The organism is Streptomyces flavalbus (genome assembly GCF_042674625.1).
Lineage (GTDB): Bacteria > Actinomycetota > Actinomycetes > Streptomycetales > Streptomycetaceae > Streptomyces > Streptomyces flavalbus.
Genome location: NZ_JBHTEB010000001.1, coordinates 1,946,866 through 1,962,442, shown reverse-complemented (window position 1 = coordinate 1,962,442; position 15,577 = coordinate 1,946,866). Strand labels below are relative to the sequence as shown.

The 15,577-nt window shown below is 73.2% G+C and carries 15 protein-coding genes and 1 pseudogene; 10 read left to right on the top strand and 6 right to left on the bottom strand.

Annotated elements, in window-relative coordinates:
• The first annotated feature begins 22 nt into the window (after positions 1 to 22).
• A complete protein-coding gene (pip, locus tag ACFQZ6_RS08650; RefSeq protein ID WP_381606313.1) occupies positions 23 to 988 on the top strand; it encodes a prolyl aminopeptidase in 966 nt (321 codons plus the stop codon).
• A gap of 19 nt (positions 989 to 1,007) precedes the next feature.
• On the opposite strand, the gene ACFQZ6_RS08645 is transcribed toward pip, so the two are convergent.
• Positions 1,008 to 1,475, bottom strand: a complete 468-nt coding sequence (locus ACFQZ6_RS08645; protein ID WP_381606311.1) for a GNAT family N-acetyltransferase — start codon at positions 1,473 to 1,475, stop codon at positions 1,008 to 1,010.
• Entirely contained in the window at positions 1,472 to 1,885 is a 414-nt protein-coding gene (locus ACFQZ6_RS08640; RefSeq protein ID WP_381606308.1) for a RidA family protein, read from the bottom strand. Before ACFQZ6_RS08640 ends, ACFQZ6_RS08645 begins: the two co-directional genes overlap by 4 nt.
• An 83-nt stretch (positions 1,886 to 1,968) precedes the next feature.
• On the opposite strand from ACFQZ6_RS08640, the gene ACFQZ6_RS08635 reads away from it, so the two are divergent.
• The 5 genes from ACFQZ6_RS08635 (at position 1,969) to ACFQZ6_RS08615 (ending at position 7,286) form a co-directional block, all read left to right on the top strand.
• On the top strand, positions 1,969 to 2,736 hold the full coding sequence (locus ACFQZ6_RS08635; protein ID WP_381606306.1) for a nucleotidyltransferase domain-containing protein: 768 nt from the start codon (positions 1,969 to 1,971) through the stop codon (positions 2,734 to 2,736).
• A 180-nt stretch (positions 2,737 to 2,916) separates the two neighbouring features.
• Positions 2,917 to 4,797, top strand: a complete 1,881-nt coding sequence (locus tag ACFQZ6_RS08630; RefSeq protein WP_381618152.1) for an FUSC family protein — start codon at positions 2,917 to 2,919, stop codon at positions 4,795 to 4,797.
• Complete coding sequence (locus ACFQZ6_RS08625; protein ID WP_381606304.1) at positions 4,794 to 6,149, top strand: amidohydrolase; 1,356 nt, start codon at positions 4,794 to 4,796, stop codon at positions 6,147 to 6,149. The genes ACFQZ6_RS08630 and ACFQZ6_RS08625 overlap by 4 nt, the downstream gene beginning before the upstream one ends.
• 94 nt (positions 6,150 to 6,243) lie before the next feature.
• Positions 6,244 to 6,933 carry a DUF899 domain-containing protein gene (locus tag ACFQZ6_RS08620; RefSeq protein ID WP_381606302.1) on the top strand — a complete coding sequence of 230 codons (690 nt, stop codon included), beginning with the start codon at positions 6,244 to 6,246 and terminating at the stop codon, positions 6,931 to 6,933.
• A 179-nt stretch (positions 6,934 to 7,112) separates the two neighbouring features.
• Complete coding sequence (locus ACFQZ6_RS08615; protein WP_381606300.1) at positions 7,113 to 7,286, top strand: hypothetical protein; 174 nt, start codon at positions 7,113 to 7,115, stop codon at positions 7,284 to 7,286.
• 6 nt (positions 7,287 to 7,292) lie between these two features.
• On the opposite strand, the gene ACFQZ6_RS08610 is transcribed toward ACFQZ6_RS08615, so the two are convergent.
• The 3 genes and pseudogenes from ACFQZ6_RS08610 to ACFQZ6_RS08600 form a co-directional block, all read right to left on the bottom strand.
• Positions 7,293 to 9,203: an ABC transporter ATP-binding protein gene (locus ACFQZ6_RS08610; RefSeq protein ID WP_381618149.1), complete on the bottom strand. Its 1,911-nt coding sequence runs from the start codon at positions 9,201 to 9,203 to the stop codon at positions 7,293 to 7,295.
• 260 nt (positions 9,204 to 9,463) lie between these two features.
• Entirely contained in the window at positions 9,464 to 9,898 is a 435-nt protein-coding gene (locus ACFQZ6_RS08605; protein WP_381606298.1) for a hypothetical protein, read from the bottom strand.
• A gap of 242 nt (positions 9,899 to 10,140) precedes the next feature.
• Positions 10,141 to 10,821: pseudogene (locus tag ACFQZ6_RS08600) on the bottom strand (ATP-binding protein); the annotation flags it as partial.
• 266 nt (positions 10,822 to 11,087) lie between these two features.
• Between ACFQZ6_RS08600 and ACFQZ6_RS08595 the strand changes: the two are divergent.
• From ACFQZ6_RS08595 to ACFQZ6_RS08585, 3 genes are all read left to right on the top strand, one after another.
• Positions 11,088 to 11,948: a helix-turn-helix domain-containing protein gene (locus ACFQZ6_RS08595; RefSeq protein ID WP_381606296.1), complete on the top strand. Its 861-nt coding sequence runs from the start codon at positions 11,088 to 11,090 to the stop codon at positions 11,946 to 11,948.
• Complete coding sequence (locus tag ACFQZ6_RS08590) at positions 11,949 to 12,203, top strand: DUF397 domain-containing protein (RefSeq protein ID WP_360213792.1); 255 nt, start codon at positions 11,949 to 11,951, stop codon at positions 12,201 to 12,203. It abuts the gene before it with no gap.
• 84 nt (positions 12,204 to 12,287) lie between these two features.
• Positions 12,288 to 13,103 (top strand): SAM-dependent methyltransferase, encoded by an 816-nt coding sequence (locus ACFQZ6_RS08585; protein ID WP_381606294.1) that lies wholly within the window; start codon positions 12,288 to 12,290, stop codon positions 13,101 to 13,103.
• 149 nt (positions 13,104 to 13,252) lie between these two features.
• On the opposite strand, the gene ACFQZ6_RS08580 is transcribed toward ACFQZ6_RS08585, so the two are convergent.
• Positions 13,253 to 14,740: a glutamate synthase subunit beta gene (locus ACFQZ6_RS08580; RefSeq protein ID WP_381606292.1), complete on the bottom strand. Its 1,488-nt coding sequence runs from the start codon at positions 14,738 to 14,740 to the stop codon at positions 13,253 to 13,255.
• A gap of 166 nt (positions 14,741 to 14,906) precedes the next feature.
• Between ACFQZ6_RS08580 and ACFQZ6_RS08575 the strand changes: the two genes are divergently transcribed.
• A complete protein-coding gene (locus ACFQZ6_RS08575) occupies positions 14,907 to 15,539 on the top strand; it encodes a uridine kinase (protein ID WP_381606289.1) in 633 nt (210 codons plus the stop codon).
• The last annotated feature ends 38 nt before the right edge of the window (positions 15,540 to 15,577 follow it).

The window sequence follows — 15,577 nt, the reverse complement described above, 5'->3', positions numbered from 1 at the left end:
GGGCGCGGGCTAGGGTCGCCGGATGCCTCTTTACCCGGAGATCGAACCGTACGAGCACGGCATGTTGGACGTCGGCGACGGCAACCGCGTGTACTGGGAGGTCTGCGGGAACCCGCGCGGCAAGCCAGCGGTGGTGTTGCACGGCGGGCCGGGGTCCGGCAGCAACGCGTACTTCCCGCGGCTCTTCGATCCGGAGGCCTACCGGATCGTGCTGCTCGACCAGCGGGGGTGCGGGCGTTCGACGCCGCCCGCGAGCGCGTACGAGACGGACATGAGCGTCAACACGACGGCTCATCTCATCGCGGACCTGGAGCTGCTGCGGCGGCACCTGGGGATCGAACGGTGGCTGGTGTGGGGGGTGTCGTGGGGGTCGGTGCTCGGGCTGCGGTACGCGCAGACGCATCCGGGTGCCGTGTCGGAGCTGGTGCTGACGGGAGTGGCGACCGGCTCCAACGCCGAGGTGGCCCTGCTGACCAGGGGGTTGGGGAAGCTGTACCCGGAGGCGTTCGAGAAGTTCCTCGCCGAACTGCCGGAGGGCGAGCGGGAGGGGAACCTCGCCGCCGCCTACAACCGGCTGCTCGAATCGCCGGACGTGAAGGTGCGGGAGCGGGCGGCGCGGGCGTGGACGGACTGGGAGACGGCGTTCGCCGCGCTGCCGCCGCGTTCGGTGCCGCGTTACGAGGACCCGGAGTTCCGGATGCGCTTCGCCCGTACGGTCACGCACTACTGGGGCAACGACCACTTCCTGGGCGAGGGCAACGACGAGGGCGTGGTGCTGCGGGACGCCCACCTGCTGAAGGGCATCCCCGGCACGCTGGTGCAGGGCGGTCTGGACTTCGGCAACCTGCTGGGCGTCGTATGGCGGCTCCAGCACGCCTGGCCGGGCAGTGAGCTGGTGATGGTGGACGAGGTGGGGCACAACGCCGGTGCGCCGGGGATGGCGGAGGCGCTGGTAGCGGCGACGGACCGGTACGCGACGGGGCGGTAGGGCCAGCCCGGAGCGCGCCTCAGGGCCGCCACTCGTACCGCACGTCCGGCTCCCGCTCCTCGTTGCCGCTGCCGTCGGTGCGTTCCACGGCGACGAAGCCGTGCCGTTCGTAGAAGCGGTGGGCGGGGGCGTTGACCTGGAAGGTCCACAGGGTGAGGCCCCGCGGGCTGCGCTCCTTGGCGAGGGCGACGAAGCGGTCCCCGAGGCCGCGCCCGCGCCAGTCCGGGTCGAGGTAGAGCTGTGAGAGCAGTTGCCCGTCGAGCACCATCAGCCCCACGACCCCCGCCCCGCCCGCGTCCGCCACCCAGGTCTCCCGCAGGGGCACCACGACGTCCTGGATGTAGGCGCGCACCTCGTCATCGGTACGGGGCCGTACGACGGTCGGCAGCGCGGCGGCGAAGGAGCGCAGCCACACGTCGGCCACGGCGGCGGCGTCACCGACGGTGGCGCGGCGCAGGTCGACGGCGGTCACGGCGTCGGACGTCACGCTCCCGCACCCTCCGGTACGACGGCCGTGGCCGTGATCTCCACCAGTTGCCCGGTGTATCCCAGACAGGCCACGCCCAGCAGCGTCGACGAGTGCGGCCCGGTGCTCAGACCGGACGCCTCGACGACGTCCCAGACGGCGGAGAGCACGGCGGTCTCGGTGCTCACGACGTACACGTCGGTCGACACGACATGCGCGAGGTCACTCCCGACGGCCCGCAACTGCTCCTCCAGGTTGGCGATCACCTGCTCGGCCTGCCGTACGGCGTCCCCCTCGCCGACGAGCTTCCCGTCCGCGTCCAGCGGCACCGCACCGGCGAGGAAGGCCAGCTTGGTACCGGCCTCCACCACGGAGGCGTGGGAGTAGGTGGGGGGAGGGAAGAGGGCGGGCACGGTGACACGGCGAATCATGGGACGGCTCCTGGCCAGGGGGCGGACAACTCACTGATCCTCCGTCCTGGCGGCGCCGCACGCATCCGTATTTTCATGGCCCCATGAGCGACGACACCCGCTTCCTCTCCACGGTCACCGACCGCCTCGCCAGCCTCCCCGGCGTCCGGGGCGTCACCCTCGGCGGTTCGCGGGCGCAGGGCACGCACCGGCCGGACAGCGACTGGGACCTGGCCGTGTACTACCGCGGCGCCTTCGACCCCGCCGACCTGCGCGCCCTCGGCTGGGACGGCGAGGTGTCCGAGATCGGCGGCTGGGGTGGCGGCGTCTTCAACGGCGGGGCGTGGCTGACCGTCGAGGGGCGCCGGGTCGACGTCCACTACCGGGACCTCGACGTCGTCGAGCAGGTCATGGCCGACGCCGAGGAGGGCCGGTTCCGGGTCGAGCCGCTGATGTTCCACCTGGCCGGGATCCCGACGTACCTGCTGCTGGCCGAACTCGCCCTCAACCAGGTCCTGCACGGCGAACTGCCCCGCCCGGCAGGCTATCCGCCCGCCCTGCGCCGCACCGCCCCCGAACGCTGGTACGGCCCCGCCACCGCCACCCTCGCCTACGCCAGGTCGGGCCACGCGCCCCGCGGCGCCGTCACCCAGGTCACCGGGGCCGTCGCCCTCGCCACGACCCAGACCGCCCACGCCGTGCTGGCGGCGCGGGGCGAGTGGGTCACGAACGAGAAGGGGCTGGTGCGGCGGGCGGGCCTCGACGCGGTGGACGACCTTCTGTCCGGGCTCAGGCCCGACCCCGGGTCGTTGGTCGACGCGGTCGCGCGGGTCGAGGGGCTGCTCGGCGCGGCGTACCGCTCCGCCTGTTGACCACGGCTCACGGCGGACGGGACCGTCGGGCTCAGGTTCGTTGGGCAACGGCTGTAACCGCCTTGGTTTCTCGTTGTCACCGAGCCCGTTTACCCTGGTATCACCTCGATCCCAGCCCGGCCACCGTCGTCCGAGGGCGTTCCGCCTGGACGACTGGAGTGCTGCTTGCCGCGCCGTGTGATGTCCGTACTGCCCCCGTTGCCGCCGCTTCCGCTGTGGCTCGCCCATGCCCTGCGGGCCCAGCGCGGGCCCGTGCCCTGGAGCGCGGTGACGCGGGGGGCGCTGGCGGCCGGGCCGCTGCTGCTGGCGGCCGTGGTCGCCGGGCGGCCCTCGGTCGGCGTCGTGGCGGCCGTCGCCGCGATGCTCGCCGGGATCAACGACCGGCCCGGCGGGCGTCGGGTCTCCGTGAAGAGGATCGGCGTGCCCGCGGTGGCGGGTGCCGTGGGGATGGTGGTGGGGACCGCCGCCGGGGCGGGCCTCGGTGCCGTCTGGCTGGTGGCGGTGTTCACCGGGCTCGGGCTGGTCGCCGGTGGGGTGAGCGCCGTGGGGCCCGTCGCCTCGGCGGCCGGGACGCAGTTGCTGGTCGGCTCGGCCGTGGGCGCGGGGATGCCGCTGCCCGAGCCCGGGTGGGCGCGGGCGGTCGCCTTCCTCGCCGGGGCCGGGTGGCTGCTCGCGCTGCGGGTGGCGCTGCCCTCGCCGGGGTCGTTCGGGGCGGGCGCCGGTGACTACCGCTTCGACGGCGAGCGGGCCGCCGTGGCCGCCGTGTACGACGCCGTCGCCGCGCTCCTCGACGCGGTCGGGACCGGGCACGCCACCGCCCGGCGGGCCGCGCTGACCGCCGCGCTCGACCAGGCGCAGGACGTCCTCGCCGGGCCCCGGCTGCGGCGGTACGCCAGCTCCGCGGCCGAGCGGCGGCTGCACGCGCAGTACGCCGCCGCGCTGCCGCTCGCCGAGGCCGCGACCGCGCTGGCCTGGGCCGGGGACGCCGTCTCCGCGCGGGCCGCCGAAGGGCCACGGCGGCTGGCGGCTGCCGTGCGTGGCACCACGCACACCGGGCCGCTGCCCGCGCCCTGCCGGTCCGTGCCCGCGCTGCGCGCCCTCGACGACGCGCTGCTGCACGCCGCCGAGGCGTTCGACCAGGCGGACGGCGGCGATCTGCACACCCGGCGGCGGAGCGTGCGGGAACTGGCGCGGACCGTGTTCGGTGGCGGCGGGCGTGAGTACGGGGCGCGGGTCGCCCTCAGTTTCGGGGCCAGCGGCGGCGTCGCGCTGGGGCTGTTCCACGCCCACTGGTACGGGCAGCACACCCACTGGTACTGGCTGCCCGCCACCGCCGTCTTCCTCGTCAAGCCCGACCTCGGGCCGCTGGCCTCGCGGGTGCTGTGCCGGGCCGCGGGGACCGTGCTGGGCGCGCTGCTGTTCGCCGCCCTCGCCGCGGTGCTGCCGAACCCGGCGGGGCTCATCGCGCTCGTCGCCGTCAGCGGCGCGCTGATCCCGGTCGCCACCCGGCACTTCGCCGCGCAGACCGCCGTCGTCACCGTGCTCGTCCTCGCGCTGGTCATGGTCGGCGGGGAACCGCAGGCGTCCGTCAGCCGGATCGGGGAGACGCTGCTGGCCTGCGCGATCGTGCTGGTCGTCGGGCACCTGCCGATGCCGGGGCGGCGCGGCGGCACCGTGCGCGCCCGGCTCACGGCGGCGGGCCGGGCCGCGTACGCCTACCTCACCCACGTCATGGACCAGCCCGACGACCGCGCCCGCCGCTGGACGCTGCGCCGCGACGCCTACCGCGCGCTCGCCGAGGCCCGGAACGCCATCGCCCTCGCCGCCGCCGAACTGCCCGCGCTCGCCCGGCACACCGAGGGCGCCGACCGGGTCGCCGTACTGCTGGAACGGCTCGTCGACACCACCACCGCCTGCGCCGTGCACCTCGACGACACCGGGCGGCTCACACCCCGGCACGCGGAGCGCCTCACCGGGCTGCTGGCGGAGCTGGCCGGGCTGACGGACCTGCCGGGAACCGTCGGCCTGCCTGGCCCTGACCGTCGTACGTTGAGCGCATGACGTCTTCTCGCGCCGATCTCATCATCAGCGGATGCGCCGTCCTCGTCCATGACGGGCGGGGGGAGGTGGGCTTTCGGGAGGACTCCGCCGTCGTGGTGCGGGGCGGGGTGGTGGAGGCCGTCGTCGACGCCGACGACGTCAGTGGGTTGGCCGCCGTCGAGTGGATCGACGCGCGGGGGCAGGTCGCCATGCCGGGGCTGATCAACTGTCACACCCACGCCCCCATGGTCGCGTTGCGCGGGGTCGCGGAGGACCTGCCGACCGAGGCGTGGTTCAACGACGTCGTCTGGCCCATCGAGTCCAACCTGACAGGCCGGGACGTCGAACTCGGCGCGCGGCTCGCCTGCGCCGAGATGATCCGCGGGGGCGTGACCTGCTTCGCGGACCACTACTTCGCCATGGACACGGTCGCCGCCGTCGTCGCGGAGTGCGGGATGCGGGCCCACCTGGGGGAGGCGTTCTTCTCCTCGCAGGGCGCCGAGGGGCGCGAACGGTCACTGGAGTTCGCGTTGCGGCACCGGGGGGCGGCCGATGGCCGTATCACCACCGCGCTCGCGCCGCACGCCCCCTACACCGTCGACGCCGCCGACCTCGCCGCCACCGCCGACCTCGCCCGCGAGCACGGGCTGTCCGTGCACCTGCACGCCGCCGAGAACCGCGACCAGACCGACGCCAGCCTCGCCCGCCACGGCCGTACGCCCATCGAGGTGCTGGAGCGGGCCGGGCTGCTCGGCGTCGAGCTGCTCATCGCGCACGGCACCGGCATCGACGCCGACCGCGACCTGCCCGTGCTGGCGCGGGCGAGCGGGCGGGTGGCGGTGGCGACCTCGCCGCGCGGCTACCTGAAGTTCGGCTGGCCCGGGACGACGCCCGTCCGCGCGCTCAACGCCCTCGGCATCCCCGTCGGACTCGCCACGGACGGCGCCGCCTCCAACAACTCCCTCGACGTGTGGGAGTCGATGGCGCTGACCTCGCTGGTGCAGAAGTCGGTCGAGGGCGATCCACGGTGGCTGACGGCCCGGCAGGCGCTGCACCACGCCACCGTGCAGAGCGCCCGCGCGGTCGGCCTCGGCGACAGCGTCGGACGGATCGCGCCCGGACGGCGGGCCGACCTCGTCCTCGTCGACCTCAGCGGCCCGCACACCCAGCCCGTGCACGACCTCGCCGCCACCCTCGTGCACAGCGCCCGCGCCGCCGACGTCCGCACGACCGTCGTCGACGGGCGGGTCCTGATGCACGACCGCGAGCTGCGCACCCTCGACGTGCCCGCGATCGTCCGGGAGTTGGAGGAGCGACTGCCCGCACTGCTCGACCGGAGCCATGGGCGGCGTATCCAGGAGTACGACACCTGAACGGCCACGGCGGAAAAATCTTCGCGCGGCGGCGATGAGTTCCGCCGCCTCCTCCGGTCACCAACCGCAACGGGACCGTTGCACTGGAGGGCACATGTCGCTGCCGGAGATCGTCTCGCGCGCACAGTGGCGCAGGGCGCGCGAGGAACTGCTGGTCAAGGAGAAGGCGGCCACCCGCGCGCGGGACGCGCTCAACGCCGAACGGCGCGCCCTGCCCATGGTCGAGGTCGAGGAGGAGTACGTCTTCGAGGGCGGCGACGGCAAGGCCAGCCTGTTCGACCTCTTCGAGGGACGGCAGCAACTCGTCGTCTACCACTTCATGTTCGCCCCCGAGTGGGACGCGGGCTGCCGCAGTTGCTCCGCGTTCCTCGACCAGGTCGGCCATCTGGCCCATCTGCACGCGCGGGGCACGTCGTTCGCGGCGGTCTCCAGGGCGCCGTACCCGAAGATCCTGCCGTTCAAGGCGCGGATGGGCTGGACGGTGCCCTGGTACTCGTCGTACGGCACCGACTTCAACCAGGACTTCGGGGTCACCCTGGAGTATGAGGGCGAGCTGACCGAGCGGCCGGGGCTGAGCTGCTTCCTGCGGGACTTCGACCGTGTCTTCCACACCTACTCGACGTACGAGCGCGGGCTCGACGGGCTCGGCTCCACCACCAGCTTCCTCGATCTGACGGCACTGGGGCGACAGGAGGAGTGGGAGGAGCCCAAGGGGCGCGCGTCGGCCTTTGGGGCGCCTGCGGGTAGTGAGCGCATCCGTTACCACGATGAGTACGACGAGTGAGACGGGTGGTGCGGATGGTGGTGAAAGGGGGCCCAGTGTTGCGGAACCCTCACTCCGCGTGGTGAGCGCGTGTCAACTACGTCTCAGTCGGGTCACCGCGCGAGGCGTTTCCCTGTCAGAGGGCGTTAACTCCTACAAGAGATTCAACGGGGTACGACGTCGGGTGGAGGTGCAGGGTGGTGAACGGGCGAACGGTGCTCGAACGCTTTCCCGCGGGCGGGCCGAGAGGATCCTGGCCCGCGGAGGAGTTCGCGCACGCGCGGCGCCTGGAAGGGCTGCCCGCCGAGGTGGTCATGGACCTCGCCACGGACACCTTCCTCGTCATCGTGCGCGGGGGCGACGCGACCGACTGACCGGTGCTAGCCCGCCTCCGGCGTGGGCAACCGGTCGGGGGCGACCGGGGTGAACTGGCGTGCCTGGAGTGAGTACAGCTCCGCGTAGACCCCGCCGCTGGCCAGCAGCTCGTCGGGGGTGCCGGACTCCACCAGCCGACCGTGGTCCAGGACGTGCACCAGGTCCGCGTGGCGCACGGACGCCAGCCGGTGCGTGATCAGGACGACCGTCTGGCCGGTGCCCGCGAGGGACCGGATCCTCTCGAAGACCTCCAGCTCCGCACGGGCGTCGAGGGCCGCCGTCGGCTCGTCCACGATCAGCACGCTGCCCTGCCGGTACGCCGCCCGCGCGATCCCCAGCCGCTGCCACTGCCCGCCCGACAGCGCGTGCCCGCCGCTGAAGTGCCGGGCCAGCAGGGTGTTCAGGCCGCGCGGCAGGTCCGCGACGACGGCCCCGGCCCCCGCCTCCCGCACCGCCGACGCCAGCCTGTCCTCGGTGAGCGGCGCCGAGGAGCGGCCCACGGCCACGTTGACGCGCGCGGTGAACGGCCAGCGCTTGAAGTCCTGCGCCACCATCGCCATCCGCTCCGCCAGCAGGCGCCGGTCGACGGACGCCGCGTCCACGCCGTCCCACATGATCCGGCCCCGGTCCGGGGTGTAGAGCCCGGCGAGCAGCTTGACCAGGGTCGTCTTGCCCGAGCCGTTCTCACCGACCAGGGCGACGATCTTGCCCAGCGGGATGGTCAGGGTGACGTCGTCGAGGGCGGGTCGGCGGGGCTTCCCCGCGGCGGCGGCCGGGCCGTCCTGCGGCTGCTCACCCGGGTAGGTGAACGTGACGCTCTCGAACCGGATCTCGCGCGGGTTGGCGGGCAGGGCCGTCCCGCCGACCGGGATCAGCCGGTTCGCCGCCTCGGTGTGCAGCCGCTGGAGGTCGCCGACGAACAGCGCCTCCTCGTGCAGCGCGTTCACCTCGACGACCAGCGTGTCCAGGTTCGCGGAGCCGGTGCGGATCGCGATCACCGCCGTACCCGCGACGGCCAGCGCCATCGCACCGGTCAGCAGCAGCGCGCCCAGCGTCGCGTACGTCGCCACGGTCGCCAGGCCCGTCCACAGGGCCGCGATGAGTCCGGTGCGGGCCGCGAGCCCGGCCAGCCGGGCCTGCTCGGCCTCCGCCGTCTCCGACATCGACCGGTAGTGCCGCAGCAGGAACGGGCCCACCCCGTGCACCCGGATCTCCGGCGCCGCCTCCGGCTCGATCAGCAGCGAGCCGATCAGCCGGGCCGCGCGCTCGTGCTGCACCCACGCGTGGTACGACTCGTAGCGCCGCCGCGCGATCGTCAGCGCGCTCCACGCGCTCGGGAGCGTCATCGTCACCAGCAGCGGCAGCAGCGCCGGGTGCAGCACGGTCAGCACGCTCGCCGCCGCGACCAGCGAGATCATGGCGTTCACCACGCGGGTGGCGTACGAGATCATGCGGCGGGCCGAGGCGGCGCCGTACTGGGCGGTGTCCAGCAGCTTGTGGAAGGCGTGGTCCTCGATCGCGGACAGCTCCACCGACGCCGCGCGCTCCAGGTACTGCTCGGTCGCCACCCGCTCCACCTTCGGCTCCAGCCGCCCGGCGGCGTACGTCGACGCGGCCCGCAGCAGCGCCGACAGCAGGGCGACGGCGGCGACCGTGGTGAGGGCGGGGGCCGCGCCGCGCAGCCGGTCCTCGATGGGGCCGCCCGCGAGCAGGCCGCCCAGGACGCTGTTCACCGCGAGGAGGCTCACCGCCTGCGCCGCGCCCCGTCCCGTCTCGGCGGCGATCACGGTGCGGGTGGCCCGCCGGTCGGCCTGCCGGGCGAGCCGCAGGCTGGCGGTGAGCAGGCCGGGCAGCCGGGCGACCATGGCGCGGAAGCCGAGTTCGAGGAAGGCGTCCGTGTGCTGGTTCCAGCCCATGTCGTAGCGGAGCGGGCCGCCGAAGAGCAGGCGCTCGGACTCGGAGACCTGGGGCTGGTCGGGGTCGTCGCGGTGTTTCCTGCCCCGCGCTGCTCGCCGGGTGCCCGGTGTGCCCACTGAGGACCTCCCCCGCATTCACGTCGGCCATGGGTGGACGGACGGCCACTATCGCGGGGTGGCCCGGCTGGCGGGCAGGGCGCGGACGGGGGAGGGGCGGGTACGCGGGCGTACGCCGTGGGCGGGGGTGCCGTACCGGGGGGTCAGGCGCTGATCGGGCGGGACCAGGTCGGTGTGGTGCCCATGGCCTGGCAGAGGGCCAGGTAGAGGGGTATCGGCGGGGTGTACGGAACCGTACCGTCCGGTCGGTGGATGAGACGCGTGGTGGCGGGGACGAGGGCGCCGGTCACGTACTGGGCGGGCGCGGGCCAGTCCATGGCGTAGTCGGAGTCGGCGGGCACGAGCCACCACCAGTGCGCCTCGTCGGCGTACACGCACCCGAGCCGGGGGAGCCGGGGGGTGACCAGCGGGCCGAGGCGGGCGGGCACCGCCACCGCGTCACAGCCCAGGGGGGCCGTCATGCCGTCCGGGACGGACAGCCGCCGGGGCGGGTCCACGTCGGGGGTGCGCTGTTCGCGCCCGAGGCGGACCAGCGTGTCCAGGCTCAGCAGAGGACCGCCGCGGGGGGCAGCCGTCATGGGCGGTGCCTTTCTGCTGGGTGCTGGTGGGACGGGGAGTGCGGTTCGGGGCGGTGATGGGGGGTGAGGTGGTGATGGTCGGTGCGGTGGTCGCCCCGGTGATCGATCCGGTGGTCGATCCGGTCGCTCCAGTCGCTCCGGTCGCTCCTGTGGTGAACGGGAGGGTGCGGGCTCGGCGCGCCGTGGGCGGCGGTGGGGCGGGGGTCGTCCCCGCCGGGTATGGAGGGGCGGGGCGCGGGGGAGGTCCCGGTGCCGCGGTGGGCTCCGGTGCCGCCCTGCGGGGCGGGGTCCGGCTCGTCGTCCTCGTCCGGGCCGCCGGACTCGCCCGGCTTGGGGCGGGCGCCCCAGCCGAGGTCGTCGCGGGGCGCGTCGGCGTCGGAGTAGGCGTCCGCGTCCCCGTGGGCGGGGTGGGCGTCGGTGTCGGCCGGGGGCGTTTCCGCGCCGCGTGGCAGCTCGGCCCAGACCAGCAGGCCGGGACCGTGCTCCAGGGCACCCCAGGCCCGGCACATCGCGTCGACGAGGAGCAATCCCCTCCCGTGCTCCTCCTCGGGCTGGCTCGGTGACGGGTGGGGCTCGCCCGGCGCGCATCCCTCGTCACGCACGGCTATCCGCACCAGGTCGTCGCAGTCGTGCAGCTCGCACACCACGGTCGTGCTCGCGGTGTGCACGATCGCGTTGGTGACCAGCTCGGATACGACCAGGGCCGCCGTGTCGCAGGTGTCCTCGCACACCGACCAGCCGGTCAACCGGGCCCGCGTCAGGCGTCTGGCCTGTGCGGGTGAGCCCGGATGGGCGGCTAGTTCGAAGCGGAACCGGCGCTCGGAAGGGGCCCCGGCGGGGCCGACTCCCGGATGGGCACCGAGGCCGAAAGAGCCCATGGCGGCGTCTGTTCCTAAGGGCGCGGACGGAATCACGCTTGCCACTATCTCCCCGTCGGGAACACTTGGCAAGTGTCACTATGAAAAATGCAGAGTGCTGTGTGACGTAGTGGAAGGGCGTGGCACACTGCTCGCAACAGCACGACGAACGGCGCCACTTGGGATCGCCGGGGGTCTGGTCAAAGGCGTCCGATCGGTCCGGTTTCATGAGAATCCGGCCGCATATGCCGGGCGCGTATGAGGTCAGTTCCTCGAAAAGGTCTTCGAATGGCGCCGTCGAGCTGTGTGGAAATCCCTGCTGGAGGTGGAGCGTGAGTGAACCGCGGTCCGCGCCGACGGTCGGCCAGGTCGTCCTCGGTCGGCGCCTGCTGGACCTGCGAGAACGCGCGGGCCTGAAACGTGAGGAGGCCGCCCGCGTCCTACGGGTCGCCCCCGCCACGGTGCGACGCATGGAGATGGCCGAGGTCGCCTTCAAGATCCCGTACCTCCAACTTCTCCTGAAGGCCTACGACGTTCCCGACGACGAGGCCGAGGCTTTCGTCCAACTGGCCGAGGAGGCCAACAAACCCGGTTGGTGGCAGCGCTTCCACGACATCCTTCCCGGCTGGTTCTCGATGTACGTCAGCCTGGAGGGCGCCGCCGTCCTGATCCGCAGCTACGAGCCCCACTTCGTACCCGGACTCCTCCAGACCGAGGACTACGCCCGCGGCGTCCTGACCTCGGGCGCCATCGGCCACGCGAGCCCGGAGGACATCGAGGGGCACGTCGCCCTGCGGATGCAGCGGCAGGCGCTGCTCACGCGTGAGGACGCGCCCCGGATGTGGGTCGTCATGGACGAGACCGCGCTGCGCCGTCAGGTCGGCGGCCCCGACGTGATGCGCGCCCAGATCGACAAACTGCTCGACGTCACGGAGTTGCCCAACGTCACGCTGCAGGTCATCCCGTTCCGCACGGGACCGCACCCCGGCACCTACGGGCCCTTCGTGATCTTCCGGTTCGCCATGCCCGAACTGCCGGACATGGTCTACAGCGAGTACCTGACCGGCGCCGTCTACCTCGACGCGCGCTCCGAGGTGGCGACCTACCTCGAGGTCATGGACCGCATGGCGGCACAGGCCGCTACGGCACATCGCACGAACGAGATCCTCCGGGATCTCCGCAAGGAGCTGTAAATGGAGCGCATCAAACCGCGCATACGTGTCTACAACGGAATGCCCGCGCGGGACCTCGGCAGCGAGGGCTGGCACAAGCCCTGGAGCGGGGGCAACGGCGGCAACTGCCTGGAGGCGATGAAGCTCGCCGACGGCCGGATCGCCGTCCGTCAGTCCACCGATCCGGACGGTCCGGCGCTGATCTACACCACGGACGAGATGACGGCCTTCATCGAGGGGGCCAAGGCGGGAGAGGCGGACTTCCTGTTGTCCTGATCCTTGCCCCTGTTTGTTGTTCAGCCCCCTCCCGCAAGTCCCGTACGTTGGTACTGAGTTGATCATTAACTGCTTGAGACCCTTATGGAGTGCGTCATGACCGGGCAGCCCCACGTCGAGATCGACACCAGCAAACCGCATCCCGCGCGGATGTACGACTGGTACCTCGGCGGCAAGGACAACTATCCCGTCGACGAGGAGATGGGCCGTCAGATGCTGGCCCTCGACCCGCGCGTGCCGGTGATGGCGCGGGTCAACCGCGCCTTCATGCACCGTGCCACGCGCTGGCTGGCGGGGCAGGGCGTACGGCAGTTCCTGGACATCGGCACGGGCATCCCGACCGAGCCGAACCTGCACCAGGTCGCCCAGCAGGTCGCCGCCGACGCACGCGTCGTCTACTGCGACAACGACCCGATCGTGCTCGCCCACGCCGCGGCGCTGCTGCGCAGTACGCCCGAGGGCGTGACCGAGTACCTCCAGGCCGATGTGCGGGACCCGGCGGCCATCGTCGAGGGGGCGAAGAAGGTCCTGGACCTCAGCCGTCCGGTGGCCCTCTCCCTCATCGCGCTGCTGCACTTCGTCTCCGACGAGGACGGCGCGCACCAGCTGGTGAACCGGCTGCTGGCCGAACTGCCCTCCGGCAGCTACCTGGTGATGACCCACGCCACCGCCGACTTCTCCCCGGAGGAGTCGGCGGCGGCGACCGCGAAGCTCAAGGCGGCGGGCATCACCCTCGCCCTGCGCTCCCGCGCCGAGTTCGCCCGCTTCTTCGACGGTCTCGAACTCGTCGAGCCCGGCGTCGCGATCGTCCCCGAGTGGCACCCGGAACTGGGCGAACCGGTGCCGGGTCAGGAGGACGGGGTCATTCCCGGGTACGGGGCGGTGGGGCGCAAGCTCTGAGGCTCGTGGCTGGCCTGTTCGTTCCGGCCTGTTCCGGTCCTGTTCTGTTTGGCCCCGTTCGGTTCGATCGGCGGCGGATCTGGCGCACCTCGTGCGTCGGGACCGCCGCCTTTCGCGTGGGGGCGCATGGGGTGCGTTTCGTGTGGCGGTCACACCGCCATGGGCCGGTCGTACGGTCCGATCGGCGCCGGGAGCCGGGAGCTGCCCGTCAGATGGTGGTCGACGGCCGCCGCCACCGCCCGGCCCTCCGCGATCGCCCACACGATCAGTGACTGCCCGCGCGCGGCGTCCCCCGCGGCGAACACCCCGGGCACGTTGGTGGCGAAGGAGGCGTCCCGGGCGATCGTGCCGCGTGGACCCAGCTCCAGGCCGAGCTGGTCGACCAGGCCGTCCGTCCGGTCGGGGCCGGAGAAGCCGAGGGCCAGGAGGACCAGGTCGGCGGGGAGCGCCCGCCCGGTGCCGGGCCGTGGGCGGCGCCGCGCGTCCACCTCGACGAGGTGCAGCGCCCGCACCCGGCCGTCCGCGTCGCCGGTGAACCGCAGCGTCGACGCCGCGAACAGCCGCGCGTCCGCGTCCGCCGCCGGTGCCGTACCCAGCTCGCCCGCCTCCTCGTGCGCGGCCGAGAGCCGGTAGATCCGGGGGTACGTCGGCCAGGGCTCGGCGTCCTCGTCGCGCTCCGCGCCCGGCTGGGCGTAGATGTCGAGCTGGGTCACGGACGCGGCGCCCTCCCGTACGGCGGTGCCCAGGCAGTCGGCGCCGGTGTCGCCGCCGCCGACGATCACCACGTGCTTCCCGGCGGCGGACATCGGGGAGCTGTCCAGATCACCCTCGCCCACCCGGTTGGCCAGCGGCAGGTACTCCATCGCCTGCTGGACGCCGGCCAACTCCCGGCCCGGCACGTCCAGTTCCCGCCACGCCGTCGCCCCCGTGGCGATCACCACCGCGTCGTAGCGCGACCGCAGCTCGTCGGCGCCGACGTCCCGTCCGACCGCCGTCGACGTACGGAACTTCGTCCCCTCGGCGCGCATCTGCTCCAGCCGCCGTTCCAAATGGTGCTTCTCCATCTTGAACGCGGGGATGCCGTAGCGCATCAGCCCGCCGAGCCGGTCGTCCCGCTCGTAGACGGCGACCGTGTGCCCGGCCCTGGTGAGCTGCTGTGCGGCGGCGAGCCCGGTGGGGCCCGAGCCGATCACCGCGACCGTCCGCCCGGTCAGCCGGTCCGGTGGCCGGGGCGGTGTGAACCCCTCCTCCCAGGCGCGGTCGGCGATCGCGCACTCGACGTTCTTGATGGTGACCGCGGGCTGGTTGATGGCGAGCACACAGCCCGCCTCGCACGGCGCCGGGCACAGCCGCCCGGTGAACTCCGGAAAGTTGTTCGTGGCGTGCAGCCGGTCGCTCGCCTGCCGCCAGTCCTCGCGCGCGACCAGGTCGTTCCACTCGGGGATCAGATTGCCCAGCGGACACGCCTCGTGGCAGAACGGGATCCCGCAGTCCATGCAGCGGTCGGCCTGCTTGCTGATGATCGGCAGCAGCGCCCCGGGCACACACACCTCGTCCCAGTCCCGGACCCGCTCCCCGACGGGGCGTCGGGGCCAGTCCTGGCGAGGGGTGGTCAGGAAACCTCTGGGATCGCCCATGGCCGTATTCCTACGTCGGCCGTCACACGTCGCCGAGTGGCACGCTTTCGGCCACGATACGTCGCTTCAGCCAGGCCCGCAGAGGCGGGGACAGCGCTTCCTGCGGCCGAGCCTCCCCCCGGTCTCCGGCAGCCGTCGGGTCCGGGCCTCGCGGCATCATGGCCGTGTGCGACTCGAAGCGATCACCTGGGAACGGCTCGGCGACCAGCTCGCCGAGCGGCTGCTCGACCTGAAGACGGCCGACGGCGGTCCCTGGCCGCGCGTCGCCTTCGACGGCGCCCCGGCGGCGCGCCCCGGCGACCTCGCCGACCTGGTCCACGAGGCGCTGCGGATACGCGGCCGTCCCTCACTCGTCGTCGGCACCGAGGGCTTCCTGCGCCCCGCCTCGCTCCGCCTCGAACACGGCCGCCAGGACGTCGACTCCTACTACGACGGCTGGTTCGACACCGGCGCGCTGTGGCGCGAGGTGTTCGGCCCGCTCGAACCGGGCGGCGACGGCCGGATCCTGCCCGACCTCAGGAACCCGGTCACCGACCGCGCCACCCGCAGCCCCTACGTCCAGCTCCCGCCCGGCGGTGTGCTGCTGCTCCACGGCCCGCTCCTGCTGCGCCACTGGTTCCCCTTCGACCTGTCCGTCCATCTCCTCCTCTCACCGGGCGCCCTGCGCCGCCGCACCCCGGAAGCCGACCACTGGACCCTCCCCGCCTTCGCGCGCTACGAGCACGAGACCGACCCCGCCGCCACGGCCGACGTCCTGGTCCGGGCCGACGACCCGCGCCATCCGGCGTGGCGCGGCTGACCAGGCCCTCGCCGGGGCGGCGGGCCCCGCGCCGGAGT

Excerpts from the sequence above, each read along its gene's own strand:
- ACFQZ6_RS08630 (WP_381618152.1), top strand. The coding sequence starts at position 2,917 with ATGTCCGTACTGCCCCCGTTGCCGCCGCTTCCGCTGTGGCTCGCCCAT.
- ACFQZ6_RS08625 (WP_381606304.1), top strand. The coding sequence starts at position 4,794 with ATGACGTCTTCTCGCGCCGATCTCATCATCAGCGGATGCGCCGTCCTC.
- ACFQZ6_RS08610 (WP_381618149.1), bottom strand. The coding sequence starts at position 9,203 with ATGGGCTGGAACCAGCACACGGACGCCTTCCTCGAACTCGGCTTCCGC.
- ACFQZ6_RS08635 (WP_381606306.1), top strand. The coding sequence starts at position 1,969 with ATGAGCGACGACACCCGCTTCCTCTCCACGGTCACCGACCGCCTCGCC.
- ACFQZ6_RS08580 (WP_381606292.1), bottom strand. The coding sequence starts at position 14,740 with ATGGGCGATCCCAGAGGTTTCCTGACCACCCCTCGCCAGGACTGGCCC.
- ACFQZ6_RS08640 (WP_381606308.1), bottom strand. The coding sequence starts at position 1,885 with ATGATTCGCCGTGTCACCGTGCCCGCCCTCTTCCCTCCCCCCACCTAC.
- ACFQZ6_RS08605 (WP_381606298.1), bottom strand. The coding sequence starts at position 9,898 with ATGACGGCTGCCCCCCGCGGCGGTCCTCTGCTGAGCCTGGACACGCTG.
- ACFQZ6_RS08585 (WP_381606294.1), top strand. The coding sequence starts at position 12,288 with ATGGAGTGCGTCATGACCGGGCAGCCCCACGTCGAGATCGACACCAGC.
- ACFQZ6_RS08620 (WP_381606302.1), top strand. The coding sequence starts at position 6,244 with ATGTCGCTGCCGGAGATCGTCTCGCGCGCACAGTGGCGCAGGGCGCGC.
- pip (WP_381606313.1), top strand. The coding sequence starts at position 23 with ATGCCTCTTTACCCGGAGATCGAACCGTACGAGCACGGCATGTTGGAC.
- ACFQZ6_RS08590 (WP_360213792.1), top strand. The coding sequence starts at position 11,949 with ATGGAGCGCATCAAACCGCGCATACGTGTCTACAACGGAATGCCCGCG.